General features: G+C 46.6%; 27 protein-coding genes. 24 read left to right on the forward strand and 3 right to left on the reverse strand.

Annotated elements, in window-relative coordinates:
• The first annotated feature begins 50 nt into the window (after positions 1 to 50).
• From yajC to secF, 3 genes are read left to right on the forward strand one after another with little or no spacing between them, the layout of a single operon-like run.
• Positions 51 to 383, forward strand: coding sequence for a preprotein translocase subunit YajC (gene yajC, locus OCV37_RS03575; protein ID WP_038182546.1), 333 nt, complete (start codon positions 51 to 53; stop codon positions 381 to 383).
• Positions 384 to 402: 19 nt separating this feature from the next.
• The gene (secD, locus tag OCV37_RS03580; protein ID WP_084717487.1) at positions 403 to 2,259 is read left to right on the forward strand and encodes a protein translocase subunit SecD; all 1,857 of its coding nucleotides are present in this window, start codon (positions 403 to 405) and stop codon (positions 2,257 to 2,259) included.
• A gap of 31 nt (positions 2,260 to 2,290) precedes the next feature.
• Entirely contained in the window at positions 2,291 to 3,238 is a 948-nt protein-coding gene (gene secF, locus OCV37_RS03585; RefSeq protein ID WP_038182541.1) for a protein translocase subunit SecF, read from the forward strand.
• A 77-nt stretch (positions 3,239 to 3,315) separates the two neighbouring features.
• On the opposite strand, the gene suhB is transcribed toward secF, so the two are convergent.
• Positions 3,316 to 4,119: an inositol-1-monophosphatase gene (gene suhB / locus OCV37_RS03590; RefSeq protein WP_038182538.1), complete on the reverse strand. Its 804-nt coding sequence runs from the start codon at positions 4,117 to 4,119 to the stop codon at positions 3,316 to 3,318.
• Between the two features lie 198 nt (positions 4,120 to 4,317).
• On the opposite strand from suhB, the gene trmJ reads away from it, so the two are divergent.
• From trmJ to der, 18 genes are all read left to right on the forward strand, one after another.
• A complete protein-coding gene (gene trmJ / locus OCV37_RS03595; RefSeq protein ID WP_038182535.1) occupies positions 4,318 to 5,040 on the forward strand; it encodes a tRNA (cytosine(32)/uridine(32)-2'-O)-methyltransferase TrmJ in 723 nt (240 codons plus the stop codon).
• Positions 5,041 to 5,153: 113 nt separating this feature from the next.
• On the forward strand, positions 5,154 to 5,675 hold the full coding sequence (gene iscR, locus OCV37_RS03600; protein ID WP_038182532.1) for a Fe-S cluster assembly transcriptional regulator IscR: 522 nt from the start codon (positions 5,154 to 5,156) through the stop codon (positions 5,673 to 5,675).
• Between the two features lie 26 nt (positions 5,676 to 5,701).
• Complete coding sequence (locus OCV37_RS03605; protein ID WP_038182530.1) at positions 5,702 to 6,916, forward strand: IscS subfamily cysteine desulfurase; 1,215 nt, start codon at positions 5,702 to 5,704, stop codon at positions 6,914 to 6,916.
• Between the two features lie 36 nt (positions 6,917 to 6,952).
• Positions 6,953 to 7,336 (forward strand): Fe-S cluster assembly scaffold IscU, encoded by a 384-nt coding sequence (gene iscU / locus OCV37_RS03610; protein ID WP_038182526.1) that lies wholly within the window; start codon positions 6,953 to 6,955, stop codon positions 7,334 to 7,336.
• Between the two features lie 59 nt (positions 7,337 to 7,395).
• A complete protein-coding gene (iscA, locus tag OCV37_RS03615; RefSeq protein ID WP_038182523.1) occupies positions 7,396 to 7,719 on the forward strand; it encodes an iron-sulfur cluster assembly protein IscA in 324 nt (107 codons plus the stop codon).
• Between the two features lie 170 nt (positions 7,720 to 7,889).
• Positions 7,890 to 8,405 carry a co-chaperone HscB gene (gene hscB, locus OCV37_RS03620; RefSeq protein ID WP_038182520.1) on the forward strand — a complete coding sequence of 172 codons (516 nt, stop codon included), beginning with the start codon at positions 7,890 to 7,892 and terminating at the stop codon, positions 8,403 to 8,405.
• 21 nt (positions 8,406 to 8,426) lie between these two features.
• On the forward strand, positions 8,427 to 10,286 hold the full coding sequence (hscA, locus tag OCV37_RS03625) for a Fe-S protein assembly chaperone HscA (RefSeq protein ID WP_038182517.1): 1,860 nt from the start codon (positions 8,427 to 8,429) through the stop codon (positions 10,284 to 10,286).
• 13 nt (positions 10,287 to 10,299) lie between these two features.
• Positions 10,300 to 10,638 (forward strand): ISC system 2Fe-2S type ferredoxin, encoded by a 339-nt coding sequence (gene fdx, locus OCV37_RS03630; protein ID WP_038182513.1) that lies wholly within the window; start codon positions 10,300 to 10,302, stop codon positions 10,636 to 10,638.
• A gap of 38 nt (positions 10,639 to 10,676) precedes the next feature.
• Positions 10,677 to 10,871, forward strand: a complete 195-nt coding sequence (iscX, locus tag OCV37_RS03635; RefSeq protein WP_038182510.1) for a Fe-S cluster assembly protein IscX — start codon at positions 10,677 to 10,679, stop codon at positions 10,869 to 10,871.
• A gap of 166 nt (positions 10,872 to 11,037) precedes the next feature.
• On the forward strand, positions 11,038 to 12,324 hold the full coding sequence (gene pepB, locus OCV37_RS03640; protein ID WP_038182507.1) for an aminopeptidase PepB: 1,287 nt from the start codon (positions 11,038 to 11,040) through the stop codon (positions 12,322 to 12,324).
• Positions 12,325 to 12,384: 60 nt separating this feature from the next.
• Positions 12,385 to 12,822: a nucleoside-diphosphate kinase gene (gene ndk, locus OCV37_RS03645; protein WP_038182503.1), complete on the forward strand. Its 438-nt coding sequence runs from the start codon at positions 12,385 to 12,387 to the stop codon at positions 12,820 to 12,822.
• 146 nt (positions 12,823 to 12,968) lie between these two features.
• Positions 12,969 to 14,093: a bifunctional tRNA (adenosine(37)-C2)-methyltransferase TrmG/ribosomal RNA large subunit methyltransferase RlmN gene (locus OCV37_RS03650; RefSeq protein WP_038182500.1), complete on the forward strand. Its 1,125-nt coding sequence runs from the start codon at positions 12,969 to 12,971 to the stop codon at positions 14,091 to 14,093.
• Between the two features lie 449 nt (positions 14,094 to 14,542).
• Positions 14,543 to 15,520 (forward strand): cytoskeleton protein RodZ, encoded by a 978-nt coding sequence (gene rodZ, locus OCV37_RS03655; RefSeq protein ID WP_051680631.1) that lies wholly within the window; start codon positions 14,543 to 14,545, stop codon positions 15,518 to 15,520.
• A gap of 8 nt (positions 15,521 to 15,528) precedes the next feature.
• Positions 15,529 to 16,656 (forward strand): flavodoxin-dependent (E)-4-hydroxy-3-methylbut-2-enyl-diphosphate synthase, encoded by a 1,128-nt coding sequence (gene ispG / locus OCV37_RS03660; RefSeq protein WP_038182492.1) that lies wholly within the window; start codon positions 15,529 to 15,531, stop codon positions 16,654 to 16,656.
• 27 nt (positions 16,657 to 16,683) lie between these two features.
• Positions 16,684 to 17,961: a histidine--tRNA ligase gene (gene hisS, locus OCV37_RS03665; RefSeq protein ID WP_038182488.1), complete on the forward strand. Its 1,278-nt coding sequence runs from the start codon at positions 16,684 to 16,686 to the stop codon at positions 17,959 to 17,961.
• A gap of 45 nt (positions 17,962 to 18,006) precedes the next feature.
• Positions 18,007 to 18,621 carry a YfgM family protein gene (locus OCV37_RS03670; protein ID WP_038182485.1) on the forward strand — a complete coding sequence of 205 codons (615 nt, stop codon included), beginning with the start codon at positions 18,007 to 18,009 and terminating at the stop codon, positions 18,619 to 18,621.
• Between the two features lie 12 nt (positions 18,622 to 18,633).
• Entirely contained in the window at positions 18,634 to 19,794 is a 1,161-nt protein-coding gene (bamB, locus tag OCV37_RS03675; protein WP_038182482.1) for an outer membrane protein assembly factor BamB, read from the forward strand.
• Positions 19,795 to 19,980: 186 nt separating this feature from the next.
• Positions 19,981 to 21,471 (forward strand): ribosome biogenesis GTPase Der, encoded by a 1,491-nt coding sequence (der, locus tag OCV37_RS03680; RefSeq protein ID WP_038182845.1) that lies wholly within the window; start codon positions 19,981 to 19,983, stop codon positions 21,469 to 21,471.
• 327 nt (positions 21,472 to 21,798) lie between these two features.
• Here the strand turns inward: der and OCV37_RS03685 are convergent, their stop codons facing one another.
• A complete protein-coding gene (locus tag OCV37_RS03685; protein WP_261888118.1) occupies positions 21,799 to 21,924 on the reverse strand; it encodes a hypothetical protein in 126 nt (41 codons plus the stop codon).
• Positions 21,925 to 21,951: 27 nt separating this feature from the next.
• Between OCV37_RS03685 and OCV37_RS03690 the strand changes: the two genes are divergently transcribed.
• Positions 21,952 to 22,194, forward strand: a complete 243-nt coding sequence (locus tag OCV37_RS03690) for a zinc ribbon domain-containing protein (protein ID WP_038182479.1) — start codon at positions 21,952 to 21,954, stop codon at positions 22,192 to 22,194.
• Here OCV37_RS03690 and xseA read toward each other — a convergent pair.
• Positions 22,191 to 23,531 (reverse strand): exodeoxyribonuclease VII large subunit, encoded by a 1,341-nt coding sequence (xseA, locus tag OCV37_RS03695; protein WP_038182476.1) that lies wholly within the window; start codon positions 23,529 to 23,531, stop codon positions 22,191 to 22,193. The two genes, OCV37_RS03690 and xseA, sit on opposite strands and share 4 nt — an antisense overlap.
• Before the next feature lie 210 nt (positions 23,532 to 23,741).
• Between xseA and guaB the strand changes: the two genes are divergently transcribed.
• A complete protein-coding gene (guaB, locus tag OCV37_RS03700) occupies positions 23,742 to 25,208 on the forward strand; it encodes an IMP dehydrogenase (RefSeq protein ID WP_038182472.1) in 1,467 nt (488 codons plus the stop codon).
• Positions 25,209 to 25,305: 97 nt separating this feature from the next.
• Positions 25,306 to 26,883, forward strand: coding sequence for a glutamine-hydrolyzing GMP synthase (gene guaA / locus OCV37_RS03705; RefSeq protein WP_038182469.1), 1,578 nt, complete (start codon positions 25,306 to 25,308; stop codon positions 26,881 to 26,883).
• The last annotated feature ends 60 nt before the right edge of the window (positions 26,884 to 26,943 follow it).

A 26,943-nucleotide genomic window follows, 5' to 3' on the forward strand; every position in this document is an offset into this window, starting at 1 on the left:
ACATAAAGTGAATATGATTTAACAACAATAACCCGAGAGGACGTTTCTCAATGAGTTTAATTTCTGTTGCCCACGCGGCGGGCGAAGGCGCACCACAAGGTGGTGGTTTTGAAATGCTGATCATGCTGGCTGTGTTTGCTGTCATCTTCTATTTCATGATCTATCGGCCACAAGCCAAACGTGCTAAAGAGCATAAAAATCTGATGTCTTCAATGAGCAAAGGTGATGAAGTCTTAACCAGTGGTGGTTTGATTGGCAAAATTACTAAAATTGCTGATGACAATGACTTCATCACAATCGAATTGAACCCGAATAATCCTGTTGTGATTAAAAAGGACTTCGTTACTGCAGTGTTGCCAAAAGGTACGCTTAAATCTCTATAACAGCTAGAGGATCCTCGCTGTGCTGAACCGTTACCCATTATGGAAGTATCTGATGGTGCTGTTTATTATCGCCATCTCTGCATTGTATGCACTTCCGAATATTTACGGTGAAGATCCAGCTGTTCAGATAACAGGGGCGCGAGGCGCCTCCGTTGATATGGCTACGCTGGATACTATCACCCAGTCGCTTGATAAAGCGCATCTTTCTTATAAATCGGCTGCTTTAGAAAACGGCTCTGTTCTTGTCCGATTTAATAATACCGATACCCAACTCAGTGCCCGGGATACGATCCGGGAAGCCCTTGATCGTAATATGATCGTGGCATTAAATCTTGCGCCGCTGACACCACATTGGCTGGAGTCTATTGGTGCGACGCCAATGAAGCTCGGGCTTGATTTACGGGGTGGTGTGCATTTCCTGATGGAAGTGGATATGGATGCCGCCATGGATAAATTGCTGACTCAGGAAGAAGATGCCTTCCGGACCGAACTTCGGGAAGCCAAGATTCGTTATCGTGCGGTTCATACTGCTGACAACAAGCGTTTGGAAGTCGTGCTGCGTAACGAAGAACAGGCGAATGAGGCCATCAATGTTCTGCAGCCGAAGCATCGGGATATGACTATCTCTGCGGCAGAAAGCCAAGGTCGTTATGTTCTGACGGCGGTATATACCGAAGCGCGTCTGCAAGAAATTCGTAATTACGCCGTTGAGCAGAACATTACGATTCTGAGAAACCGGGTCAATGAACTCGGGGTTGCCGAACCGCTAGTTCAACGTCAAGGGGCGAACCGGATTGTGGTTGAACTACCCGGTGTTCAGGATACGGCTCGTGCAAAAGAAATTCTGGGTGCGACGGCGACCTTGGAATTCCGCGAAGTGGATACCAGTGTCGATTTGGCTGCAGCTGCAGCTGGCCGAGTGCCACCGGGCACTGAGGTTAAACTTGACCGTCAAGGTCGTCCGGTTGTGCTGAAAAAACGTGTCATTCTCAGTGGTGCGAGTATTACCGATGCCAGCTCGAGTGCTGATGAATACGGGCGACCTCAGGTTAATATCTCTCTCGATAGTGAAGGTGGCAGCAAAATGGCTGCGTTTTCCGAGAAGAATATCGGTAAGTTGATGGCAACTGTTTTTGCTGAGTATAAAGACAGTGGTCGTAAGACTCCGCAAGGCAAAGTTATCCTGACTAAGCACGAAGAGGTGATTAACCAAGCGACAATTCAGTCAGCTTTAGGACGCAGTTTCCGAATTACGGGGATCGATTCTTCTGCAGAAGCACACAATCTGGCTTTGCTGCTCCGTGCCGGTGCGCTGATTGCGCCGATTTCTATTGTTGAAGAGCGGACGATTGGTCCGTCTATGGGACAACAGAATATCGATATGGGTGTTCAGGCGTGTGTCTGGGGGCTGATTGCCGTCATGTTGTTCACCGCGCTTTACTACCGTAAATTTGGTTTGATTGCTAATTTGGCGCTGGTTGCAAACCTGATCTTGATTGTTGGCGTGATGTCGATGATTCCAGGGGCGACCATGACATTGCCGGGGATTGCCGGGATTGTTTTGACCGTTGGTATGGCGGTGGATGCGAACGTGTTGATCTTTGAGCGGATCCGGGAGGAGCTGGTTGAAGGTCGTAATCCGCAACAGGCGATTCATCAGGGATATGCCAATGCATTTAGTACCATTGCTGATGCGAATATCACAACGCTGATCACGGCGATTATCCTGTTTGCAGTCGGAACGGGTGCAATCAAAGGGTTTGCGGTGACTTTGTCCATTGGTATTCTGACGTCAATGTTTACTGCCATTATTGGAACACGTTGTGTGGTGAACTTGCTTTATGGCGGCAAGCGGATTAAGAAATTGTCGATCTAATCGTCGTCATGATTAAAAGCTGGGAATAGATATGTTTCAAATTCTAAAAGCAAAGCAAGCGATCAACTTTATGCGTTGGTCAAAGTTTGCCTTTGTCCTTTCAGCGCTACTGATTGTGGCGTCGATTGTGACGATCTCTATCAAGGGATTTAACTGGGGGCTTGATTTCACCGGCGGGACACTGATTGAAGTGAGTTTTGAGCAGCCGGCTGATCTTGAACAGGTCCGAAATGCGCTTGAGACACAGGGTTTTGGTGATGCAACAGTCCAAAACTTTGGTTCGGCCAAAGATGTCATGGTTCGTTTGCGTCCGCGTGAAAATATGGCGGGTGAAGCGTTAGGCAATCAGATCATCAGTGCTATCAATAAGGGCACGGGTCAACACGTTGAAATGCGTCGAATCGAGTTCGTCGGACCGAATGTCGGTGATGAGCTGACAGAAGCAGGAGGGATGGCAATCCTGATTTCGCTGCTCTGTATCTTGATGTACGTTTCAATGCGTTTCGAATGGCGTTTATCTGCCGGGGCCGTTTTGTCTTTGGCACATGATGTCACGATTACACTGGGTGTGTTCTCATTCTTACAGATTGAAGTCGATCTGACCATTATTGCAGCCTTGCTGACGGTGGTGGGTTACTCACTGAACGATACCATTGTTGTCTTTGACCGGATTCGTGAGAATTTCCGTAAAATGCGTAAAGGCGAACCGGATGAAGTGATGAATAATTCAATCACACAAACACTGAGCCGGACGTTAATTACCTCCGGTACTACGTTATTTGTGGTGATTGCTTTGTTTGTTGAAGGTGGGGCAATGATTCACGGTTTTGCTCTGGCGTTGTTGCTGGGGATCACCGTTGGGACCTATTCTTCAATCTATGTTGCATCTGCTCTGGCCTTGAAACTGGGGATTAAACGTGAGCACTTACTTCCACCTCAAGTCGAGAAGGAAGGTGCTGAGTTCGATGAACTTCCTTAACGGACGATGAGCTTGAGCTTCAATGAAAAAAAACCGCTGAAATCAGCGGTTTTTTTATGTATCGGATCCGAGCGATATTATTTCAGAATCGCATCGTTACCCTGTTCACGAATATGTTTCAGGATTGCTTTGGTGCCTTTTGCGCTGGAGGCGACGATATTGCCTGACTTGACGTATTCCGTCCCGCCAGCGAAATCAGTCACAATCGCACCGGCTTCACGGGCGATAAGCTCACCGGCAGCCATGTCCCATGGTTTTAATCCCAGTTCAAAGTAACCATCCACGCGATTCGCAGCAACATAGCATAAATCCAGTGCAGCAGAACCGGTTCTGCGGAAATCCGCACATTCATTAAAGAGTGATGAGACGATTTTCAGATAAGATTCAGCATGTTGCTTCTGTTTGAACGGGAACCCTGTTGCCAGAACGGTACCTTGTAAATCTTTGAGTGCATTGACTCGAATTCGAGAGCTGTTCAACTGCGCTCCTGCCCCACGTTGCGCTGTAAAAAGTTCATTCAGCATTGGGTCATACACACAAGCAACTTCAGTTTTGCCTTTAATGCGTACAGCGATAGATACGGAGAAGTGAGGGAGTCCTTTGAGGAAGTTCGTCGTGCCATCCAGTGGGTCGATGATCCATTGTACGTCTTTGTCTTTTCCTTCAATCACACCATTTTCTTCAGCAATGATGACATGTTCTGGATAAGAGTTTTTGATTACGTCAACAATGATAGACTCAGCTTCTTGGTCTACATTAGTCACGAAATCATTTGTCCCTTTTTGAGTGGATTGAATTTTTTCAGCGTTTTCTAGTGATTTAGCAATATGGTTGCCAGCTTTTCGTGCGGCACGAATAGCGATATTTAGCATTGGATGCATACGAGTTTCCCAACGGATGTTAAAGAACGAAAAAAGCGGGCGGAAGTATACCAGAGATATTGAGAAAAGGAAGTGGTTAAATTATGTCCTGTAGGGGATTATTTCACTTAGAACCTGACCATTTTTATCTGCTTTATGGTAATATCGTCAGCTATTCATGATGTCGTCTATCCCATAATCAATAAAGTAGAATTACCCATGCTCAGTCAAGTGAAAATCGTGCTCGTCGGCACTTCTCATTCAGGTAATATCGGTTCCGCGGCTCGGGCAATGAAAGTGATGGGATTTAGCCAGATGGTTTTGGTTGCGCCTCAATGTGAGGTTGATGCACAGGCCATCGCGATGGCTGCGGGTGCCAGTGACATTGCGTTAAATGCAGCGGTCGTTGATTCTCTGGAAGCCGCTGTTGAAGATTGTCAGTTAGTCGTTGGTAGTAGCGCACGCTCCAGAACACTGTCCTGGCCGATGCTGGCCCCAAGAGAATGCGGAGAACGATTTGTTCGGGAAGGAGAACAAGGGATTGTCGCATTAGTGTTTGGCCGGGAAAGAACCGGTCTGACCAACGAAGAGTTACAAAAGTGCCACTATCATGTCGCGATTCCGGCCAATCCCGAGTACAGTTCTTTAAATCTGGCAATGGCAGTACAAACACTGTGCTATGAAATCCGGGTGGCTTATTTGGACCGACAAACTCAGGCTTTTCCTCAAAACGAGCAGCCAGAGTATCCGCGTCATGAGGAGTTGGAACGATTCTATCAACATCTGGAGAAAGTGCTGTATCAGACTCAGTTTATTACCGCAGAACAACCCAATCTGGTGGTGAATAAGTTACGGCGTTTATTTAGTCGGGCACGCCCAGAATCTCAGGAAATCAATATATTAAGAGGCATTTTGACGTCGATTGAGCGATGTGCCAAATAACCCTTACTATTGAATGGATAAATACCTGACTAAATAGGTCAAATAAATACTTGACCTATTTAGTCAGGTATGACACACTGCTTTCCACATAAACGGTGTGGATACAAGTGATTATGAGATTAACATCAAAAGGAAGATATGCAGTAACCGCCATGCTTGATGTGGCTCTGCATTCGCAACAAAATCCAGTGCCGCTGGCTGATATCTCCGAGCGCCAGGGTATTTCTTTGTCCTATCTGGAGCAGTTGTTTGCAAAACTGCGTAAAGCCGGATTGGTTGCAAGTGTTCGTGGGCCGGGTGGTGGTTACCGTTTAGGTAACGAAGCTTACGCGATCTCTGTCGGGCATGTCATCAGTGCTGTTGATGAATCTGTTGATGCAACCAAATGTTCAGGGAAAGGCGATTGTCAGGGCGGTACACGTTGTCTGACACATACGCTTTGGTGCGATTTAAGTTCTCGTATTAGTGATTTTCTCAATAATATCACACTGGGCGATCTGATGAATGATAACGAAGTAATAGAAATTTCAGATCGACAGAATGTAGACCTTGCGATCAATCAGGGACGCACGCAGCAAAAGCCGCTTTCGGTTTCAGCAGAACCCGTGTCTCTTAGAGCGAATGCTCGGTCATAATTGCTAGTTTTACATTGGAGTAGAAAATGAAACTGCCTATTTATTTTGATTATTCAGCAACTTGTCCGGTAGACCATCGGGTTGCTGAAAAAATGGTTCAGTACATGACGGTTGATGGTATTTACGGTAATCCGGCGTCTCGTTCTCACCGTTATGGCTGGCAGGCAGAAGAAGCTGTTGATACGGCTCGTGAGCAAATTGCAGCTTTACTGAATGCTGACTCGAGAGAGATTGTGTTCACTTCAGGGGCTACGGAGTCTGATAACCTTGCGATTAAAGGTGCAGCTCATTTTTACGGTAAAAAAGGCAAGCATGTCATTACCTGTAAGACCGAGCATAAAGCCGTTTTAGATACCTGTCGTCAGCTCGAACGTGAAGGGTTTGAAGTAACATATCTTGAGCCAGAGTCAAATGGCTTAATCGATCTCAACAAGCTGAAAGCGGCAATGCGTGATGAAACCGTGTTGGTGTCCATTATGCATGTCAATAATGAAATTGGTGTGATTCAGGATATTGAAGCCATCGGTGAGTTATGCCGTGAACACAAAGTTGTATTCCATGTGGATGCTGCTCAGTCTGCCGGAAAATTACCGATTGATGTGCAACAAGTGAAGGTGGATCTGATTTCTTTGTCTGGACACAAGATCTATGGTCCGAAAGGGATTGGCGCGTTGTATGTTCGTCGTAAACCCCGGATTCGTCTTGAAGCACAAATGCATGGCGGCGGACATGAGCGCGGGTTCCGTTCCGGAACATTAGCCACGCATCAAATTGTCGGGATGGGTGAAGCATGTCGAATCGCCAAGGAAGAAATGCAGCAAGATTATGATCATGCGAAGAAGCTACGTGATCGGATGCTGGCTGGCCTTGAAGGGATGGAAGCAGTCACGGTCAACGGTGATCTTGAGCAGCGTCTGCCGAACAACCTAAACATCAGCTTTGCTTATGTTGAAGGTGAATCGCTACTGATGTCTTTAAAAGATCTTGCGGTTTCGTCTGGTAGTGCATGTACGTCTGCCAGTTTAGAACCATCGTATGTATTACGAGCGCTGGGGATGGACGATGAACTGGCTCATAGCTCAATTCGTTTTTCATTCGGTCGTTTTACGACGGAAGAAGAGGTAGACTACGCGGTCGAGCAAATCCGGGTAGCAGTAGATAAATTACGCGACATGTCTCCTCTATGGGATATGTACAAGGAAGGCGTTGATTTGAGTTCCGTTGAATGGGCTCATCATTAATTTCTTCCCAGCGATAGAGGATATGAGGTAATCATCATGGCATATAGTGATAAAGTAATCGACCACTACGAGAATCCACGCAATGTTGGTTCTTTTGACAAGGAAGATCCAAGTATCGGTAGCGGTATGGTCGGTGCACCGGCGTGCGGTGACGTTATGAAACTGCAAATCAAAGTGTCACCTGAAGGCATCATCGAAGATGCAAAATTTAAAACTTATGGCTGTGGGAGTGCAATTGCTTCCAGCTCATTAGTGACCGAGTGGGTGAAAGGCAAGTCGATTGATGAAGCGGCAGCGATCAAAAATGCTGAGATCGCTGAAGAGCTTGAACTGCCACCAGTTAAAGTCCACTGCTCGATTCTTGCTGAAGACGCAATTAAAGCAGCAGTTGCTGACTATAAGAAAAAACACGAACATTAATGATTGATAGAGGGAGCTTGTCTCCCTCTGAAACCCACTAGATTTAAGGTTAAAGTTGTATGTCCATCACCTTAACTGAAACAGCAGCAGATCGAGTTCGTTCTTTTTTAGACAATCGCGGAAAAGGGATTGGCTTGCGTTTAGGTGTTAAAACAACCGGTTGCTCTGGCATGGCCTACGTGCTCGAGTTTGTTGATGATCTCAATGAAGAAGATCAAGTCTTTGAAAATCATGGTGTTAAAATCATCATCGATGCAAAAAGTCTCGTCTATCTTGACGGTACTGAGCTCGATTATGTGAAGCAGGGATTAAACGAAGGCTTTGAATTCAATAACCCGAATGTCAAAAGTGAATGTGGTTGCGGTGAAAGCTTCAATGTTTAACGCAACATGGCTGTGACCGTGAATACGACAACATTGATTCATCTCGCCGACTATGTGGTTCAGCATTTCATCGCCAAGAAAAATAGATCATAAGCGAGCGACCACAACATTGGCAGTCAGAGATGGTAAGTGTTGGATTGGATAGCCGATGGATCAGGACTGATATTAATATGAATTACTTCGAATTATTTGGGCTACCAACTCAGTTTGATCTGGATGGTAGCCTTCTTTCTTCTCAGTTCCGGGAGTTGCAGAAGCGCTTTCACCCAGATAATTTAGCTGCGGCTTCTGAGCGTGAACGGTTAGTTGCGGTACAAAAAGCGTCTGAAATCAATGATGCTTACCAGACTCTGAAAAATGAGATTCGTCGTGCGGAATATCTGTTGATGCTACATGATATTGATCTGCGCAGTGAGCAACAGACCATGCAGGATCCTGAGTTCCTGATGGAACAAATGTTGTTACGTGAAGAACTGGAAACCCTTGAAAGTGCGGCTGATGCACAGTCACAGCTGATTGATTTTGATGGGAAAGTCAGCAAAATGTATAAAATACAATTGACGACCCTGAAGGAGCAACTGGCGCAATGCCAGTGGGAATCGGCGGCCGATACGGCTCGTAAACTCAAATTTATTGCCAAACTAAGAAATGAAATCGAACGCGCCGAAGAGAAGCTTCTCGGTTAGTTCAGAACAAAGGAAAGCCCTATGGCATTACTGCAAATCGCTGAACCAGGTCAGAGTGCGGCACCTCATCAACACAAGCTGGCAGCAGGCATTGATTTAGGTACAACAAACTCGTTGGTGGCTTCGGTCCGCAGCGGTACTGCTGAAACGCTACCCGATCAACATGGACGGGCTATTGTCCCTTCCGTTGTGAATTATGCTCAAGATGCAGTGCTGGTTGGTGTCGATGCGAGACAAAAAGCCCAACAAGATCCTGAAAATACTATTATTTCAGTGAAACGACTGATTGGTCGTTCTTTAGATGACGTTCAGCAACGTTATCCGCATTTACCTTACCGGTTTACAGCCAGTCAAAATGGTTTGCCGGTTATTCAAACGGCGCAAGGGGATAAAAACCCAATTCAAGTGTCAGCCGATATTCTCCGAACCTTAGCGCAGCGGGCTGAGCAATCACTGGGTGGTGAATTAGCTGGCGTCGTGATTACTGTGCCAGCCTATTTTGATGATGCTCAGCGGGCCGGGACGAAAGAAGCCGCTCAGCTTGCCGGACTGCATGTCTTACGCCTGTTGAATGAGCCAACGGCCGCAGCAATTGCTTATGGCCTTGACTCTGGTCGTGAAGGCGTGATTGCAGTGTATGATCTTGGTGGTGGTACGTTTGATATCTCCATTCTGCGTTTGTCCAAAGGTGTTTTCGAGGTATTGGCGACGGGCGGAGATTCCGCGCTTGGCGGCGATGATTTTGATCACCTGATTGCAGAACACCTCAAAGCCTGTATCGGGATTGACCGTCGGCTGAATGCTGAAGAATATCGGACGTTATTAGATGCTGCCTCTCAGGCCAAAATTGATTTATCAGATGCCGAATTGGCGAATATTTCAGTGCTTGGCTGGCAAGGTCAACTGAGCCGTGAACAGTTTGAAACGTTGATTCAGCCGTTGGTGAAAAAGACGCTGATGTCTTGTCGTCGCGCACTGAAAGATGCCGAAGTGGATGCCGATGAGGTGATTGAAGTGGTGATGGTTGGTGGTTCAACCCGCACGCCATTTGTCCGGGAAATGGTCGGTGAATTCTTTGGCCGCGATCCGTTAACCAGTATTAACCCTGACGAAGTCGTGGCGATTGGTGCTGCGACACAGGCTGATATCCTAGCGGGGAATAAACCCGATTCAGAAATGCTGTTGTTGGATGTCATTCCTCTGTCGTTGGGGATTGAAACCATGGGTGGGCTGGTGGAAAAAATTATTCCGCGTAACACCACGATCCCTGTCGCCCGGGCTCAGGAATTCACCACGTTTAAAGATGGTCAGACGGCGATGATGGTTCATACCGTCCAAGGCGAACGAGAGATGGTTGATGACTGTCGCTCCCTTGCTCGCTTCTCTTTAAAAGGGATTCCGCCGATGACTGCCGGAGCTGCGCATATTCGGGTGACCTATCAGGTCGACGCTGATGGTTTGCTGTCGGTGACTGCGATGGAAAAAAGTACCGGGGTTCAGGCTGAAATTCAGGTGAAACCGTCTTATGGTTTAAGTGAAGATGAAGTTGCCTCCATGCTCAAAGATTCAATGGCTCATGCTGCCGAAGATATGCAGCGCCGGGCATTGATGGAACAACGTGTCGAAGCTGACCGGGTCATCGAAGGGTTAATTGCCGCCATGCAGGCTGATGGTGATGAACTCTTAAATGAGCAAGAAAGAGCCACGCTTCTGAGTGCGATTGAAAGTTTGATTGCTTTGAGAAATGGTGATGATGCTAATGCGATTGAGCAGGGTATTAAAGAGATCGATAAAGTGAGTCAGCCATTTGCTTCACGCCGCATGGATAAATCAATTCGTGAAGCACTGGCTGGCCAGTCTGTAGATGATATTGAGTCGTAGTAGAGAAACACACATGCCAAAGATTATTGTTTTACCTCATGAAGATCTGTGTCCTGAAGGCGCGGTCCTTGACGCTGAAACCGGCGAAACGGTACTTGATGTAGCCTTAAAAAATGGAATTGGAATTGAGCACGCATGTGAGAAGTCGTGTGCGTGTACGACCTGCCATATTATCGTTCGGGAAGGGTTTGATTCACTGGATGAAAGTGATGAGCTTGAAGACGATATGCTGGATAAGGCTTGGGGACTTGAGCCCGAGTCTCGCTTGGGATGTCAGGCGAAGGTCACAGATGAAGATTTGGTGATTGAGATTCCGAAATATACCTTAAACCATGCTGCGGAAGAGCATTGATTTTTACCGTTGTATACCGTATCTGATAGGAACGAATGATGAAGTGGATTGATTCAAGGGATATCGCCATCGAGTTATGCGAACAGTATCCTGATGTTGACCCGAAAAATGTACGCTTTACTGATTTACACCAGTGGGTGATGGATTTGGATGATTTTGATGATGATCCAAACCATTCCAATGAAAAAATTCTGGAAGCTATTATTCTGTGTTGGATGGACGAAATCGATTAATGTTGCCATCCTTGCATCTAGCGTGCTTGTAAAATAAATCTCGTCAAAAGCGGAGCTTTATAGGTCCGCTTTTTATTAATTTGACATGTTTGCCAGATATAATGGTAAATTGTCTGAGTGAACCAGAAAATAAGTGGCAAAAAGTGAAGAAAGACAAGGAGAGGCCATGTCTGTAAATATGTCAGTATCGATTAGTCAAGAACAAGCCCCTGAACAGTGGGGAGAAAAGGCGACAATTTCTTATTCAGAATCCGGTGTGACCATTCATATCGATCCATCATCTACTCCTCTGGCCACGATTCAGAAAGCAGCCCGCAAAATGGATGGGCAAAGCTTACGCAATATTTCATTAGTCGGCAGTGACTGGGATTTGGAGCGAGTCTGGGCTTTTTATCAAGGCTACCGTGATCCGAAAAAATTAAACACGTTGACATGGGAAGGACTTGCCGAAGACGAGCAACGCGAACTTGAAGCTCGGATTAAAACATCAGACTGGGCAAGAGATGTCATCAATAAGAGTGCTGAAGAGGTTGCTCCCCGGCAGTTGGCAACGATGGCCGCTGAGTTTGTGAAGTCTCTCGCACCTGAATTAGTTTCCTATCGTATTGTGAAAGATAAAGATTTACTTTCAGATGGCTGGGAAGGCATTTTTGCTGTCGGGCGTGGCTCTGAACGCACTTCCGCGATGCTGCAATTGGATTTCAACCCGACCGGTGATGAGAATGCACCTGTTTATGCTTGTCTGGTCGGAAAAGGTATTACATTTGATTCCGGTGGTTATAGTCTGAAGCCTTCCAATTTAATGACATCGATGAAGTCAGATATGGGTGGGGCAGCGCTGGCTACCAGTGGATTAGGACTTGCAATTCTGCGTGGCCTGAATAAACGGGTAAAACTGATTCTGTGCTGTGCGGAAAACATGGTGTCCGGCCGTGCGCTGAAATTAGGCGATATTATTACCTATAAGAATGGTAAAACAGTCGAGATCATGAACACGGATGCGGAAGGGCGCTTAGTGTTAGCCGATGGTCTCATCTATGCCAGTGAACAAAATCCCGAGATGATTATTGACTGTGCAACACTCACCGGCGCTGCGAAAGCTGCGTTGGGGGTTGACTACCACGCATTGATGAGTTTTGACGAGAGCTTGAGCCATCAAGCGCTTTCCGTTGCAAAAATGGAAGGTGAACGGTTATGGCCACTACCGCTAGAATCATTCCATCGTGACATGTTGTCGTCTAGTTTTGCTGATTTGTCGAATATCAGCGCTTCTGACTACACACCGGGTGCGAGTACCGCTGCTGCGTTTTTATCTCATTTTGTCGAAAACTATCAGAAAGGCTGGCTCCATTTCGATTGTTCGGCAACTTACCGTAAATCGGCTACTGATAAGTGGGCTGCCGGTGCCACAGGGATAGGGATTCGTACGTTAGCGCGTTTATTGACAGAATAAAATAAAGTTCAGATCTTGATATCTGAACGCTGATAGAGAAAGGAAAGAAAGGACAATTTTATGGCGTTAGAAAGAACGTTTTCGATCATCAAGCCAGATGCTGTAGAGCGCAATCTGATTGGTGAAATTTATCATCGCATTGAAAAAGCCGGACTGCAGATTATTGCGGCGAAGATGGTACATTTGACTGAAGATCAGGCGAGTGGTTTTTACGCAGAACATCAAGGCAAACCATTTTTTGAGCCGTTAAAAGAGTTTATGACTTCCGGGCCAATTATGGTGCAGGTGCTTGAAGGTGAAAATGCCATTGCTCGTTACCGTGAGCTGATGGGAAAAACTAACCCAGAAGAAGCGGCTTGTGGCACACTTCGTGCCGACTATGCTTTGAGTATGCGTTTGAACTCCGTTCATGGCAGTGATAGTCAGGCATCTGCTGAGCGGGAAATCGCGTTTTTCTTCCCTGATTCAGAGATTTGTCCAAGAGTGTCTCAGTCATAACTGAATGTGATTTATCACTGAAATTTACGATGACAAAACCCCGTTCAAAACGGGGTTTTTTGCTGAGCGACGGGGCTTGTTGTCAGTGCTCAAAGGCTGTACAATTCGCGCCCTGAATTTGATGTACGGCTTTTCTGAGAGGCGCCATGACCACACAAAAAATTAATCTGCTCGATTTCGATCGTACAGCGCTACGCCAGTTTTTTACTGAAGAGTTGAACGAAAAGGCGTTTCGTGCCGATCAAATTATGAAGTGGATTTATCACTTTGGTTGTGATGACTTTGAACAGATGACCAACATTAATAAGAAGCTGAGAGAAAAGCTGAAACATCGCTGTGAGATTAAAGCGCCAGTGGTTTCTGCAGCTCAGCATTCATCAGATGGCACCATCAAGTGGGCAATGCGGGTTGGTGATCAAGATGTTGAAACAGTTTACATCCCGGAAGATGATCGGGCGACACTATGCGTGTCATCTCAAGTGGGTTGTGCTCTGGAATGTAAATTCTGCTCGACAGCGCAGCAAGGCTTTAACCGTAATTTACGGGTGTCTGAAATTATTGGCCAAGTGTGGCGGGCTGCTCGTGAAATTGGCATGGAAAAAGAGACCGGCCGACGTCCGATTACCAACGTTGTGATGATGGGAATGGGTGAGCCATTACTCAATATGAAGAACTTGCTTCCGGCATTAGAAATCATGTTAGATGACTTAGGGTTCGGTTTATCTAAACGTCGAGTGACTGTGTCGACATCGGGGGTAGTTTCCGGACTGGAACAAATGACCGGACGAATTGATGTTGCGCTGGCAATTTCTCTGCATGCTCCGAATGATCAGTTGCGCAGTGAGATCATGCCAATCAATGATCGTTGGGATATTCAGGATTTTCTGGCATCGGTTCGCCGTTATATTGCTTCATCGAATGCGAACCGTGGCAAAGTCACCGTTGAATATATTCTGCTGGATCATGTGAACGATGGTACTGAGCATGCGCATGAGCTGGCAGAGCTGATGAAAGATACACCCTGTAAGATCAACTTGATTCCATTCAACCCTTATCCGGGGTCTCCGTACCGAAAACCGAGTAACTCTCGTATTGATCGGTTCATGAAAACGCTGATGGCGCATGAGTATACCGTGACTGTGCGTAAAACTCGCGGGGATGATATTGACGCCGCCTGTGGTCAGCTTGTCGGAGATGTCATTGATCGTACCAAACGGACCCGATTATTGAGTGAGCAGGAAAATATAATTCCGATTAAAGCGGTTCAGTGATTACGATTACATATGACCTTCCCTGACGCGGACGTTTATTTTGTTCTGATGACAATGAGTTCGCGTCGGAATCCCTATCTTTTTATACAATTACCTGTCTTGTCGGGGCTTTTTGAGTCTCTGTTTTCTCTCGGTCAAGAAGTGCGATGAGTTGATAAAATTCATCTTCTAGTCTGTTTTATCCAGAAACTAGCCCTGTTTTGTGTCAATTTTCCGAAAAACCTGAATTTGACCGAGTCTTCTTCCTTAATTCATTGTTGTTTCAGTTTTAATATCCTTTAGAATGACATGCATGAGTTAAAATTATTTGAGTTGCTGATAATTTTAACGCTAAGATAAACCTTATTTTATGCTGGAACAGAAACAAGCGACCCCAAAAGAACTAAAATGAATAAAGCACTATGCTTATATCGGTTTACAGCAAAGAGACAAGAGATAGATGCTACGTGATGACAGAACCAGAAATAGTCAAAGAAGAAGATAACCAGATTGGTCCCGGAACGCTTTTGAAACAGAAGCGTGAATCACTTGGGTTGACTCAAAAGCAGATCGCTGACCGACTTCGATTGCGTCTGACGGTTGTTCAGTCACTCGAGGAGAATAATTTTGATATCGATAAGGTATCAACATTTACAAGAGGTTATGTTCGCTCATATGCCAAGCAGGTTGGGATTGATGAATCGGAGATCCTAGCCGCCTATGATCATTATTGTGGCGCGACCGATCCTGACTTGTTGATGACCAGTTTTTCAATGAAAACAACACGAGCGCAGCATAACAGCCGAATTAATCTGATTACGGTTGGTATTGTTGCCATTGTCATTGGTATTTCATCGGTCTGGTGGTATCAAAACCAACAACAGGACACGCTGATTCCCCCTCAGGCCCAAACATCTTCAGGGCAGGAGCAAAAAGTGGATTCGTCGGGTGATGAGAAAACGGATGATTTTACAACCGTGCGGGATCTGACTCAGTCATCTCAAGAGCAAGCGCAATCCAATGATAATGTCACGCCATCTGAAGAATCAGAAGCAAATTTAGCTGATGAGACAGCACCGGAATCTGAATCCGCACAGCCACCTCAAGAAGAACATGAAGCCGTGACGGACAAAACCGATACGGCATCGGCAGAACCGGTCACTGCTGATTCCGAGCCCACCTCCGCAAATGACCCCCAATCTGCAGTTGCACTGACAACATTGACCATGAGTTTTGAGGATGATTGCTGGGTTCGGGTAACTGATACGAACGGTAAAACATTATTTATCGGATTGAAAAAAGCCAATCAATCTGTTCAGCTTCAGGGGGAACCCCCATTTAAGGTTATTTTAGGTGCGCCAGAAAGTGTTTCTATGACATTTGCAGGTGAACCCGTGGACCTTTCTGGGTATACTTCAGGCAAAGTAGCCAGATTTAGCTTACCTTAGACAAAAATATGCAATATGAGTCTCCAATAAAACGTCGCCGTTCGACACGTATTTACGTCGGTGATGTTCCTATCGGCGATGGTGCGCCCATCGCAGTTCAGTCGATGACAAATACCAGAACGACCGATGTCGAAGCAACGGTTGCTCAAATCCTTTCACTGGAAAAAGTCGGTGCAGATATTGTTCGGGTTTCCGTTCCTACCATGGATGCAGCGGAAGCATTCCGAGAAATTAAGAAGCGCGTCTCCATTCCTTTGGTAGCCGACATTCATTTTGATTACCGTATTGCACTTCAGGTTGCTGAATACGGTGTCGATTGTTTACGGATCAACCCGGGTAATATCGGTCGCGAAGAACGTATTCGGGCGGTTGTAGATTGTGCCCGGGATAAAGGCATTCCCATCCGCATTGGTGTCAACGGCGGTTCCTTAGAAAAAGATATCCAACAAAAGTATGGTGAGCCGACAGCTGAGGCGTTGGTGGAATCGGCCATGCGTCACGTTGATATTCTGGATCGTCTGAACTTTGATCAATTTAAAGTCAGTGTCAAAGCATCCGATGTTTTTCTGGCCGTTGATTCTTATCGCTTATTGGCTCAGAAAATCGATCAACCTTTGCACTTAGGGATCACCGAAGCCGGTGGTGCTCGCGCCGGTGCGGTGAAGTCATCTGTTGGATTGGGCATGTTGCTTGCCGAAGGCATTGGCGATACGTTGCGCATTTCTCTGGCTGCAAATCCTGTCGAAGAAATTAAAGTCGGATTTGATATCCTCAAATCTTTGCGGATTCGTTCTCGGGGAATCAATTTTATTGCTTGTCCGAGTTGTTCCCGTCAGGAATTTGATGTGATCGGTACCGTTAATGCACTGGAAGAGCGCCTTGAAGATATCCTCACACCAATGGATGTCTCGATTATCGGCTGCGTTGTTAATGGCCCCGGGGAAGCTGAAGCTTCGCATTTGGGGATTGCAGGCAGCAATCGCAAAAGTGCATTTTATGAAGATGGTGTCCGCCAAAAAGAACGATTCGATAATGATGATTTAATTCATCAGCTTGAAGCAAAAATCCGGGCCAAAGCGTCAATGCTTGACCAACAAAATCGCATTCAGGTCACGCAAGTCGAAGACAACAATTAATATGATGATGAATTTACGGTAATCCTTGTGGCAAAAACAATTCAAGCAATTCGAGGCATGAACGACTGCCTCCCGACACAATCACCGCTCTGGCAAAAGGTTGAGGGCAAGGTAAAACAAGTGATCAGTGCATATGGTTATAGTGAAATCCGTATGCCAATCATCGAAATGACGCATCTGTTCAGTCGTGCGATCGGTGAAGTAACCGATGTGGTTGAAAAAGAGATGTACACGTTTGAGGATCGGAACGGCGATAGCCTGACATTACGTCCAGAAGGGACGGCGGGTTGTGTTCGTGCCGGTATTCAGAACGGTCTGCTGTATAACCAGGAACAACGGTTGTGGTATATGGGGCCGATGTTCCGCCATGAACGCCCTCAGAAAGGGCGTTATCGCCAATTCCATCAGTGTGGCGTCGAAGTATTTGGTTTGGATGGCCCCGATATTGATGCTGAGCTGATCATGATGACAGCCCGGATGTGGCGAGAGCTGGGGATCGCTCAGTATGTGCGGCTCGAACTGAACTCCATTGGTTCACCGGAGGCGCGTGCCGAATATCGGACTGCATTAGTTGCCTTTCTGGAGCGGCATGAATCCGTTCTGGATGAAGACAGTAAACGTCGGATGTATACCAACCCGTTACGGGTTCTGGATACCAAAAATCCTGAAATTCAGGCAATTCTAGGTGATGCGCCGAAGCTGTCAGAATATCTTGATAGTGATTCTCGCGCTCATTTTGCCGGTTTATGTGAACTTCTTGACGATGCCGGTATCGAATACACGGTCAATGAACGTTTGGTTCGCGGACTCGATTACTATAATCGTACCGTTTTCGAATGGGTGACGGAAAGTCTTGGCGCTCAGGGAACGGTCTGTGGTGGTGGTCGCTATGATGGGCTGGTCGAGCAAATGGGTGGTAAAGCAACGACCGCAGTTGGTTTTGCGATGGGGATGGAACGTCTGGTTCTCATGGTGGAAGCGCTGGAATTGACGGATGATGTTGCGCGTCAAGTCGATGTCTATATTGTGACTGCTGGCGAGGGTACATTATCGGCAGGAATGAAACTGGCGGAGTCCGTGCGTGAATCATTACCGACGATACGTATCATGAATCACCTTGGTGGTGGGAATTTCAAGAAACAGTTTAAGCGGGCTGATAAAGTTGGTGCCTCTGTTGCGTTAGTTCTGGGAGAGGATGAAATGACACAACAGATGGTCGTCTTTAAAGATCTGAACGGTGGGACTCAGGAAACGGTACAACAGTCAGATGTGATTGAAAAACTGGCTTATTTTTTCAAGTGCTGATGGTTGGAAAGTTCAGCTGAGAAGCTTAATTAAAGAGGGAAAAACGTGGAACTCTACGATACCGAAGAACAACAAGTTGAAGCGATTAAGAGTTGGTGGAAAGAAAATGGCAGGGCCGTTATTGTCGGCACTGTGGTTGGCTTAGCTGCAATCCTAGGCTGGAATTATTATCAATCATCAGTGAAAGCGGCTCAGGTGGCGGCTTCACATCAGTATTCTGATGTGATTGATTCACTTTCTCAGCAAGGACTCGACGCAGAAAAAACCGTCCAGAGTTTCATTGAACAGCATTCAGACAGTAACTATGCTGTGTTGGCTGCCATGCAGTTAGCGAAATCTCAAATTGATGCCAAGCATCTTGATCAAGCGCTGGCTCAGCTTGAATGGGCTAAAGCGCATACCGATGACAAAGCATTGGATACGTTGATTGATTACAGAATTGCCCGGATTCAGGCAGAACAAGGTAATTACGAGAGTGCTGAAGCGGCTTTAAAACAGATTACAGACTCAGGATGGGTAGGCCGTGTTGCGGAATTGAAAGGTGATATCGCGCTGCGTCAGGGCGATAAAAAGGCAGCATACGTTGCTTATACTGAAGCCCAGCAGGCTGAGGATGCCAGCCAGACATTACAAATGAAGTTAGATGATCTGGCCAAATAAGGGCGTGCGTGAATGAAAAAGTGGTTTGGCAACTTATTTGTAGTAGCTGCAATAACGGGTGGATTGGTTGGATGTTCCGGAGAAGAGGACTCGGTCGTCATGGCGCCGGTTCCTGTCGTCAAGAGCCAGTTTACGCCACATGAGGATTGGCGGGCTTCGGTTGGCAGCGGAGTTGGCCATTATTTTTCGAAACTCAAACCGAAATATGCTTATGACACCATTTTTGTTGCAGACCGGGATGGTTTGGTCAAAGCGCTAAACCCGGAAAGTGGTAAAGAGCTCTGGCATCATGACCTTGAAGTGGATGATCCTGTCCGTCTGGCTGGTGGAATTGATGCCGGATTTAACCAGATTTATGTCGGCAGTGAAAATGGGATTGTTTACGCACTGGATGCTAAAACTGGTGCTCTGAACTGGAAACAGAATATCGGCGGTGAAGTTCTGGCATCACCAACAACCGACAGCAACCTCCTCATTATCAATACCAGTAATGGCAATTTGACTGCGCTGGATCAGAAAAGTGGTAAAGAACAGTGGGTAATAAGCACCGAAGTGCCGAATTTGACATTACGTGGTGTCAGTGAACCGGTTTCCGTCTCTGGTGGTGTTTTTTGGGGAACTGCCGGCGGCCGCTTGGCTGCCGCAATTACCTCTCAGGGCCAGATGATTTGGCAACAAGCCATCGGGATTCCGAAAGGGGCAACGGAAATTGATCGACTCGTTGATGTCGATTCATCACCGCTGGTCATTGGCGATTCTCTTTATACCATTGGTTATAATGGTCAGCTGGTTGATATCGATTTGCGTTCTGGAAAACCGGTCTGGAAACGGACTTATTCTTCCGCAAAAGATATGGCCACAGATGGAGGACGCATTTTCCTCGCAACGGATGAAGATCATATTGTCGCGGTTGATGCTCGCAGCGGTACAGAGTTATGGACAAATAGTAAACTCGAACATCGTCTAGTGACCGCACCTGTGGTGATCAATCACTATGTCGTTGTCGGGGACAGTGAAGGTTACCTGTACTGGATTGATCGCAGTAGTGGTGAATTTGTAGCTCAGCAATTTGTCAACAGTAGCGGATTTGCTGTTGCGCCTATCGCTTTGCCAGACAGTAGTTATCTGTTGACGACTCGAAACGGTGATCTGAAGAAACTGACGATCCGCTAAGAATTCGTGATATAATTTTTATAATCGGCTCCTGGCTGGCAACAGTTAGGAGCCATTTTATTGTGGTTTTGAGCGGCTGCTTTTGTGATAAGCAGCCGTGCTTTGTGTTATATCGACCAGACTGATGAAATCAATGCACGCAGTCACATGGTCGTACACATCGCATTGAACAATTTAGAGGGTGTTATGGTTCCTGTTGTTGCGCTGGTTGGGCGTCCGAATGTCGGTAAATCTACATTATTCAACCGATTAACCCGTACTCGCGATGCATTGGTTGCAGACTTTCCCGGTCTGACCCGAGACCGTAAGTATGGTCATGCCAAAATAGGCGAGCAAGAATTCATCGTCATTGATACTGGTGGTATCGATGGGGGGGAAGAAGGTGTAGAAAGCAAAATGGCACAACAGTCTCTGGCGGCAATTGAAGAAGCTGATGTCGTGCTATTTATGGTCGATGGCCGTGCCGGATTGACACCAGCAGATGAAGGGATTGCATCGCATTTACGTAGAATTGAAAAGATGTCGTTTCTGGTTGTGAATAAAGTCGATGGGATCGATGCTGATGCTGCCAGCGCTGAGTTTTGGCAGTTGGGGATGACACAGATGTTCCAAATTGCAGCAGCCCACGGACGAGGTGTCAGCGCACTGATTGAACGGGTCATGACGCCAACGATTGAATCGTTAAAAGCACAGGCTGAGGCCGAAATCGAAGATCTGACCGAAATCGAGACAGCGGAACAACCCGCAATCCACGATTATACCGAAGAAGAGGCAGAAGCGGAGTACCAGCGTCTGCAAGAACAACCCATCAAGCTGGCAATTATCGGTCGCCCTAATGTCGGTAAGTCAACGCTGACCAACCGGATTCTGGGAGAAGAGCGGGTTGTCGTGTATGACATGCCCGGCACCACTCGTGATTCGATCTACATTCCGATGCAACGTCATGAGCGCGAATATGTCTTGATTGATACGGCTGGTGTCCGACGCCGCAAGCGCATTCATGAGACCGTAGAAAAGTTCTCGGTTGTTAAGACACTCAAAGCGATTGAAGATGCCAACGTTGTATTACTGTTGATTGACGCGCGGGAGAATATCTCAGATCAGGATTTAAGCTTGCTTGGCTTTGCCTTGAATGCCGGACGTTCGATTGTTCTTGCCGTGAACAAGTGGGATGGCTTGGATACCGATGTCAAAGAACGGGTTAAAAAAGAGCTCGATCGTCGTTTAGGATTTGTTGATTTTGCTCGGATTCACTTCATTTCAGCGTTACACGGTACTGGTGTGGGGCATCTGTTTGAGTCAGTTGAAGAGGCCTACAAATCAGCGACAACGCGGGTCAGTACATCAGTCCTGACGCGGATTATGAAAATGGCAACGGAAGATCATCAGCCACCAATGGTCCGTGGTCGACGCGTCAAATTGAAGTATGCGCATGCCGGTGGTTATAACCCACCGATTATTGTGATTCACGGCAACTTGGTCAATGAGCTGCCGGACTCCTATAAGCGGTACTTAATGAATTACTATCGGAAGTCTTTAGAGATCATGGGAACACCGATTCGGATTCAGTTCCAGAATAGTGAGAACCCGTATGAGAATAAGTCGTCTAAATTAACGTTATCTCAAGAGAGACAGAAAAAACGCTTAATGTCGATGATGAAGCACCGCAAGAAATAAAATTTTGTCTTTCAAGAGAGATAAGAACCCGGCTAAGCCGGGTTTTTTTATGTCTGATGATGCTTCTCTGTAACAAGATATCTTTGACAAATCACCGATCATGTAAGGGAGATGATCTTTTTATGAAATGCTTTGTGTGAGTTTTTGATAGCTATTTTTATTTATAAAATATCGTTTAAAATTCAAAAACAGAACATGTAACTTATGCTTTCGGTGTGTGGTTATATAAATGTTCTTTTTGGCATTGATCGCTGATCAGTGGGAATAAAGCGTGTGATCAAGTAAAGATCTTGTTCTTTGCTGTCTGGATCTACTTTACCATCTTTTTTACCAAGAAAGCCAAATCGTTACATGTGTCCGTTTCACTTCATATACAATCAAACGGTTGATCTCAGCACTGATCGGATCCGTATACTGATCAGCAATACGGATCCGATCAACACGTTGTTTCATTGTTCTATTCGTAAAATGGAGGAAAGGATGAGCCAGAATCAATGCCCGGCATGCCATGAAGAACTGCAATGGGATGGTCAGTATTACTGCTCTGAGTGCGCCATACATTACCGCAAAGTCGCGTATTGTCCTGATTGTCAAACGGAGTTAGAACGGCTGCAAGCTTGTGGTGCGGTGAGCTATTTTTGTCCACAGTGCAATGAGCAGAAGTCAAAACGACATCCTGAATTACGAGTGGTATTTCAGCCGGTAGTCAAACTGGAGGATTAGTCAGACTCAATCACTGTTGAACGAATCAGGCCATCGGTGACACGAGTTGTGATACATTCACCGGGTTTGACGTCATGCCGATGCCGAATAATCTGACCTGCTTGATTTTGGGTCACGGAGTAACCCCGTTGCAATGTCGAAAGTGGGCTTACTGCATCCAGCGTCTCCGCTGCAAGAGCCAGTTGATGGCGTGAGTTGAGTAATTTCCTTTCTATCGCATCAATATATCGCTGTTCATATTTTTTCAGCAGATAATGCTGTTGCTGGATCTGTTGTCCCGGAGAGTGATATCTGAGTTGGTAGGCGGTGCGCTCCAGCATTTGCGAATGTCTGGCAATATAGTTCTGTATTGCCTGCTGAAGACGAATACTTAACTCATCGAGCTGCTGAATTTGTCGCTCCAGACGATAAGTCGGATGCTGTTTTTCTAAAGCATGTTGACGTGTCTGACTCTTCTGGCGTTGCGCTGCCAGATAGTAGCGGATGGCCTGACTCAGACGATGATGATAATTGAGCAGGCCGGTACGTTTGTAACTACTGTCGCGGCTGACAAGCTCCGCCGCAGCTGAAGGTGTCGGTGCCCGTACATCGGCCACAAAATCGGCAATCGTTATATCAATCTCATGGCCGACCGCACTGACAATCGGAATTTGACTGGCGGCAATCGTCCGGGCAACAATTTCATGGTTAAAGCACCACAGATCTTCCAGAGAGCCGCCACCACGCCCGACGATGAGCACATCACATTCCTGACGGGCATTGGCCCGGCCAATGGCCTGAGCAATACGAATAGCGGCATCTTCTCCCTGTACCATTGTCGGATAGATAATCACAGGCAGTGTCGGATCCCGGCGTTTCAATACATCGAGAATATCAAACAGTGCAGCACCGGTTTTAGAGGTAATGATACCGATACATTGCGGATGCTCAGGCAGAGGTTTCTTATTGCCGGGGGCAAACAGACCTTCTGCGGTGAGCTTTTGTTTCAACTGTTCGAATTCTTGCTGCAGCCGTCCGTCACCTTCGGGTTGCATACTCTCAATAATTAACTGATAGTCGCCGCGTGGTTCGTATAACGACAAACGGGCTCTGACCAAAACTTGCTGTCCGTTTTGAGGCTTAAAAGAGACAAAACGATTATTGCCTTTAAACATCGCACATTTGACCTGTGCCCGGGCGTCTTTCAGCGATAAGTACCAATGGCCTGAAACAGGCGTAGAAAAATTGGAAACTTCACCAAGCAGCCAGATGATACCCATCTCATTTTCGAGCAGCAGACGGACTTCAGCATTAAGACGGGAGACAGTGTAAATGTTTTGATTATTTGCAGATAGCACAGGCGAATGTCATGGCCGTAGGAATGGAAATTAGCCGCAATATAATACATATCAAGGGGGTAATTGCAAATAAAAATTGAATAAATGTGTAGTAAAACGATTAATCGCTCGGTATAATCCCTCCGCAATATCAAATCCAATTCACCTTGATGAAAAACGCTTAAGGGATTGGGTTCTTTCTTTTAACACCCAAGCTGTGAGATATTGCAAATGCTACGAATCGCTAAAGAAGCCCTGACTTTTGATGACGTTTTGCTCGTCCCCGCCCACTCAACTGTTCTTCCCAATACTGCTGAGCTGAAAACTCGGCTGACCAAAAATATCACGCTAAACATTCCAATGATTTCTGCGTCCATGGATACAGTGACAGAGGCTCGTCTTGCAATTGCGTTGGCTCAGGAAGGTGGGCTTGGCTTTATTCATAAGAATATGTCAATCGAGCAACAAGCGGCTCAGGTTCGTCAGGTCAAAATCTACGAAGCTGGGGTTGTTACGTCTCCTGTGACGGTTCAACCAGAGCAAACCATCGCTGATGTGATGGCTCTGACTGAAAAACATGGTTTTGCCGGATTCCCGGTTGTGACCGAAAGTAATGAACTGGTTGGCATTATCACTGGTCGTGATGTCCGTTTCGTCACGGATTTGACCAAAAAAGTTGCAGCAGTCATGACTCCGAAAGAGCGCTTGGCAGCGGTAAAAGAAGGTGCCTCTCGCGCAGAAGTTCAGGAAAAAATGCACCAAGCACGTGTTGAAAAAGTGCTGGTCGTCAATGATGAATTCCAACTGACCGGGATGATCACCGCCAAAGATTTCCATAAAGCAGAGCTTGCGCCGAATGCATGTAAAGACGAGCAGGGACGTTTACGGGTTGGTGCCGCTGTCGGTGCCGGTGCCGGGAACGAAGAGCGCGTCAAAGCCTTGGTTGAAGCCGGTGTTGATGTACTGCTGATTGATTCTTCTCATGGCCATTCTGAAGGGGTCTTACAACGCATTCGTGAAACGCGAGCTGCTTTCCCCGATTTAGATATCGTTGGCGGCAATGTCGCAACTGCTGAAGGTGCACGTGCACTGATTGAAGCTGGTGTGAGCGCGGTTAAAGTCGGGATTGGCCCGGGTTCTATCTGTACCACGCGTATTGTCACCGGTGTGGGTGTTCCGCAAATTTCAGCTATCGGTGATGCAGCCTCTGTTGCAAATGAATATGGCATTCCGGTGATTGGTGACGGTGGTATCCGTTTCTCGGGTGATATCTGTAAAGCCATCGCCGCCGGCGCATCTTGCGTCATGGTCGGTTCGATGTTTGCCGGAACAGAAGAAGCACCGGGTGAAGTCATTCTCTATCAAGGTCGTTCTTATAAAGCTTATCGTGGTATGGGCTCATTGGGCGCGATGTCCAAAGGCTCTTCTGATCGTTACTTCCAGTCAGATAACGCGGCTGATAAATTGGTGCCGGAAGGGATTGAAGGACGCATTGCATACAAAGGCCTGTTAAAAGAAATCGTACACCAGCAAATGGGCGGTCTGCGTTCTTGTATGGGGCTCACCGGTTCAGCAACCATTGAAGATCTGCGTACCAAAGCTGAATTTGTACGGATTTCCGGTGCTGGTATTCAAGAATCCCATGTCCATGATGTCCAAATTACCAAAGAAGCACCAAACTATCGTTTAGGGTCATAATCCCGTAACGAAAACGTTTGCTTTTTGCTTGATGATGACATGAGAGGCGGGTAAACTCGCCTCCGTTCTATAAACTTTTCTTTGAAGACGACTCAACATGACCAAAAACATTCATGACCAACGGATCCTTATCCTCGATTTTGGTTCACAATACACGCAGCTTGTCGCACGTCGTGTCCGTGAAATTGGCGTATATTGCGAACTATGGAGCTGGGATGTCGATGAAGCCGACATTCGAGAATTCAATCCGAATGGCATCATCTTATCAGGCGGCCCTGAAAGTGTGACTGAGGAAAACTCTCCTCGTGCACCGCAATATGTCTTTGATTGTGGCGTGCCTGTTTTGGGTGTTTGCTACGGCATGCAGACCATGGCAGAACAATTGGGCGGAAAAGTCTCCGGTTCGACCGAGCGTGAGTTTGGTTATGCTCAGGTTAAAGTGGTTCAAGAGTCGAAGCTGTTTGAGGGTTTGCGTGATAGTCTGACCGCAGACAACTGCGCATTATTAGATGTCTGGATGAGCCACGGTGATAAAGTCGTAGAGATTCCTGCGGGTTTCACTCAAGTTGCTCAAACGGATACCTGCCCATACGCAGCCATGGCCAATGAAGAGAAAAAATACTACGGCGTGCAGTTCCACCCAGAAGTGACCCACACCAAGCAAGGCTTGCAAATGCTTGAGAACTTCGTGCTGGGTGCATGTGGTTGTGAACGCTTATGGACACCAAGCTCAATCATTGAAGATGCTGTCGCCCGTATTAAAGAAACCGTCGGTGACGACGAAGTCATTCTGGCACTGTCCGGTGGTGTGGATTCTTCGGTTGTTGCGATGCTGGTTCAGCGCGCTATCGGTGACAAACTGACCTGTGTGTTCGTTGATAACGGTTTGCTGCGTTTAAATGAAGGTCAGCAGGTAATGGAAATGTTCGGTGACCATTTCGGCCTGAACATTATCAAAGTTGAAGCTGAAGAGCGCTTCCTTAAAGCATTGGCGGGCAAATCTGATCCGGAAGAAAAACGCAAAGTGATCGGACATGAGTTCATCGAAGTCTTTGATGAAGAAGCCAGCAAATTGAAGAATGCCAAATGGCTGGCTCAGGGAACCATCTATCCGGATGTGATTGAATCTGCAGCATCTAAAACCGGTAAAGCGCATGTGATTAAATCTCACCACAATGTGGGCGGATTACCGGAAGATATGGAAATGGGCCTGGTTGAACCATTACGTGAACTGTTTAAAGACGAAGTGCGTAAAATTGGTTTAGAACTTGGTCTGCCATACGACATGCTCTATCGTCATCCATTCCCGGGACCGGGGCTGGGAGTGCGTGTTTTAGGCGAAATCAAGAAAGAATACTGTGATTTACTGCGTCGCGCTGATGCAATCTTCATTGAAGAGCTCCGTGCTGCGGACTTGTACAACCAAGTCTCACAAGCATTCACCGTATTCCTTCCGGTTCGCTCTGTGGGCGTAATGGGCGATGGTCGTAAGTACGACTGGGTTGTCTCTCTGCGTGCGGTAGAAACTATCGATTTTATGACCGCACACTGGGCACACCTGCCTTACGAATTCTTAGGCCGGGTATCCAACCGCATCATTAATGAGGTCGATGGGATCTCACGCGTGGTTTACGATATCTCAGGCAAGCCACCGGCAACGATTGAGTGGGAATAATCCTCCTTTAAGAATGCTCTGGCATTAACAGGCACGAAATCAACCTTAAGTCCGCGTAAT

It is taken from the genome of Vibrio rhizosphaerae (assembly GCF_024347095.1).
GTDB lineage: Bacteria > Pseudomonadota > Gammaproteobacteria > Enterobacterales > Vibrionaceae > Vibrio > Vibrio rhizosphaerae.

What these genes read in the sequence shown, in the direction of transcription:
- yajC (WP_038182546.1), top strand. Translation starts at nt 51, where the DNA reads ATGAGTTTAATTTCTGTTGCCCACGCGGCGGGCGAAGGCGCACCACAA.
- secF (WP_038182541.1), top strand. Translation starts at nt 2,291, where the DNA reads ATGTTTCAAATTCTAAAAGCAAAGCAAGCGATCAACTTTATGCGTTGG.
- suhB (WP_038182538.1), bottom strand. Translation starts at nt 4,119, where the DNA reads ATGCATCCAATGCTAAATATCGCTATTCGTGCCGCACGAAAAGCTGGC.
- trmJ (WP_038182535.1), top strand. Translation starts at nt 4,318, where the DNA reads ATGCTCAGTCAAGTGAAAATCGTGCTCGTCGGCACTTCTCATTCAGGT.
- iscR (WP_038182532.1), top strand. Translation starts at nt 5,154, where the DNA reads ATGAGATTAACATCAAAAGGAAGATATGCAGTAACCGCCATGCTTGAT.
- OCV37_RS03605 (WP_038182530.1), top strand. Translation starts at nt 5,702, where the DNA reads ATGAAACTGCCTATTTATTTTGATTATTCAGCAACTTGTCCGGTAGAC.
- iscU (WP_038182526.1), top strand. Translation starts at nt 6,953, where the DNA reads ATGGCATATAGTGATAAAGTAATCGACCACTACGAGAATCCACGCAAT.
- iscA (WP_038182523.1), top strand. Translation starts at nt 7,396, where the DNA reads ATGTCCATCACCTTAACTGAAACAGCAGCAGATCGAGTTCGTTCTTTT.
- hscB (WP_038182520.1), top strand. Translation starts at nt 7,890, where the DNA reads ATGAATTACTTCGAATTATTTGGGCTACCAACTCAGTTTGATCTGGAT.
- hscA (WP_038182517.1), top strand. Translation starts at nt 8,427, where the DNA reads ATGGCATTACTGCAAATCGCTGAACCAGGTCAGAGTGCGGCACCTCAT.
- fdx (WP_038182513.1), top strand. Translation starts at nt 10,300, where the DNA reads ATGCCAAAGATTATTGTTTTACCTCATGAAGATCTGTGTCCTGAAGGC.
- iscX (WP_038182510.1), top strand. Translation starts at nt 10,677, where the DNA reads ATGAAGTGGATTGATTCAAGGGATATCGCCATCGAGTTATGCGAACAG.
- pepB (WP_038182507.1), top strand. Translation starts at nt 11,038, where the DNA reads ATGTCTGTAAATATGTCAGTATCGATTAGTCAAGAACAAGCCCCTGAA.
- ndk (WP_038182503.1), top strand. Translation starts at nt 12,385, where the DNA reads ATGGCGTTAGAAAGAACGTTTTCGATCATCAAGCCAGATGCTGTAGAG.
- OCV37_RS03650 (WP_038182500.1), top strand. Translation starts at nt 12,969, where the DNA reads ATGACCACACAAAAAATTAATCTGCTCGATTTCGATCGTACAGCGCTA.
- rodZ (WP_051680631.1), top strand. Translation starts at nt 14,543, where the DNA reads ATGACAGAACCAGAAATAGTCAAAGAAGAAGATAACCAGATTGGTCCC.
- ispG (WP_038182492.1), top strand. Translation starts at nt 15,529, where the DNA reads ATGCAATATGAGTCTCCAATAAAACGTCGCCGTTCGACACGTATTTAC.
- bamB (WP_038182482.1), top strand. Translation starts at nt 18,634, where the DNA reads ATGAAAAAGTGGTTTGGCAACTTATTTGTAGTAGCTGCAATAACGGGT.
- der (WP_038182845.1), top strand. Translation starts at nt 19,981, where the DNA reads ATGGTTCCTGTTGTTGCGCTGGTTGGGCGTCCGAATGTCGGTAAATCT.
- OCV37_RS03685 (WP_261888118.1), bottom strand. Translation starts at nt 21,924, where the DNA reads ATGAAACAACGTGTTGATCGGATCCGTATTGCTGATCAGTATACGGAT.
- OCV37_RS03690 (WP_038182479.1), top strand. Translation starts at nt 21,952, where the DNA reads ATGAGCCAGAATCAATGCCCGGCATGCCATGAAGAACTGCAATGGGAT.
- guaB (WP_038182472.1), top strand. Translation starts at nt 23,742, where the DNA reads ATGCTACGAATCGCTAAAGAAGCCCTGACTTTTGATGACGTTTTGCTC.
- guaA (WP_038182469.1), top strand. Translation starts at nt 25,306, where the DNA reads ATGACCAAAAACATTCATGACCAACGGATCCTTATCCTCGATTTTGGT.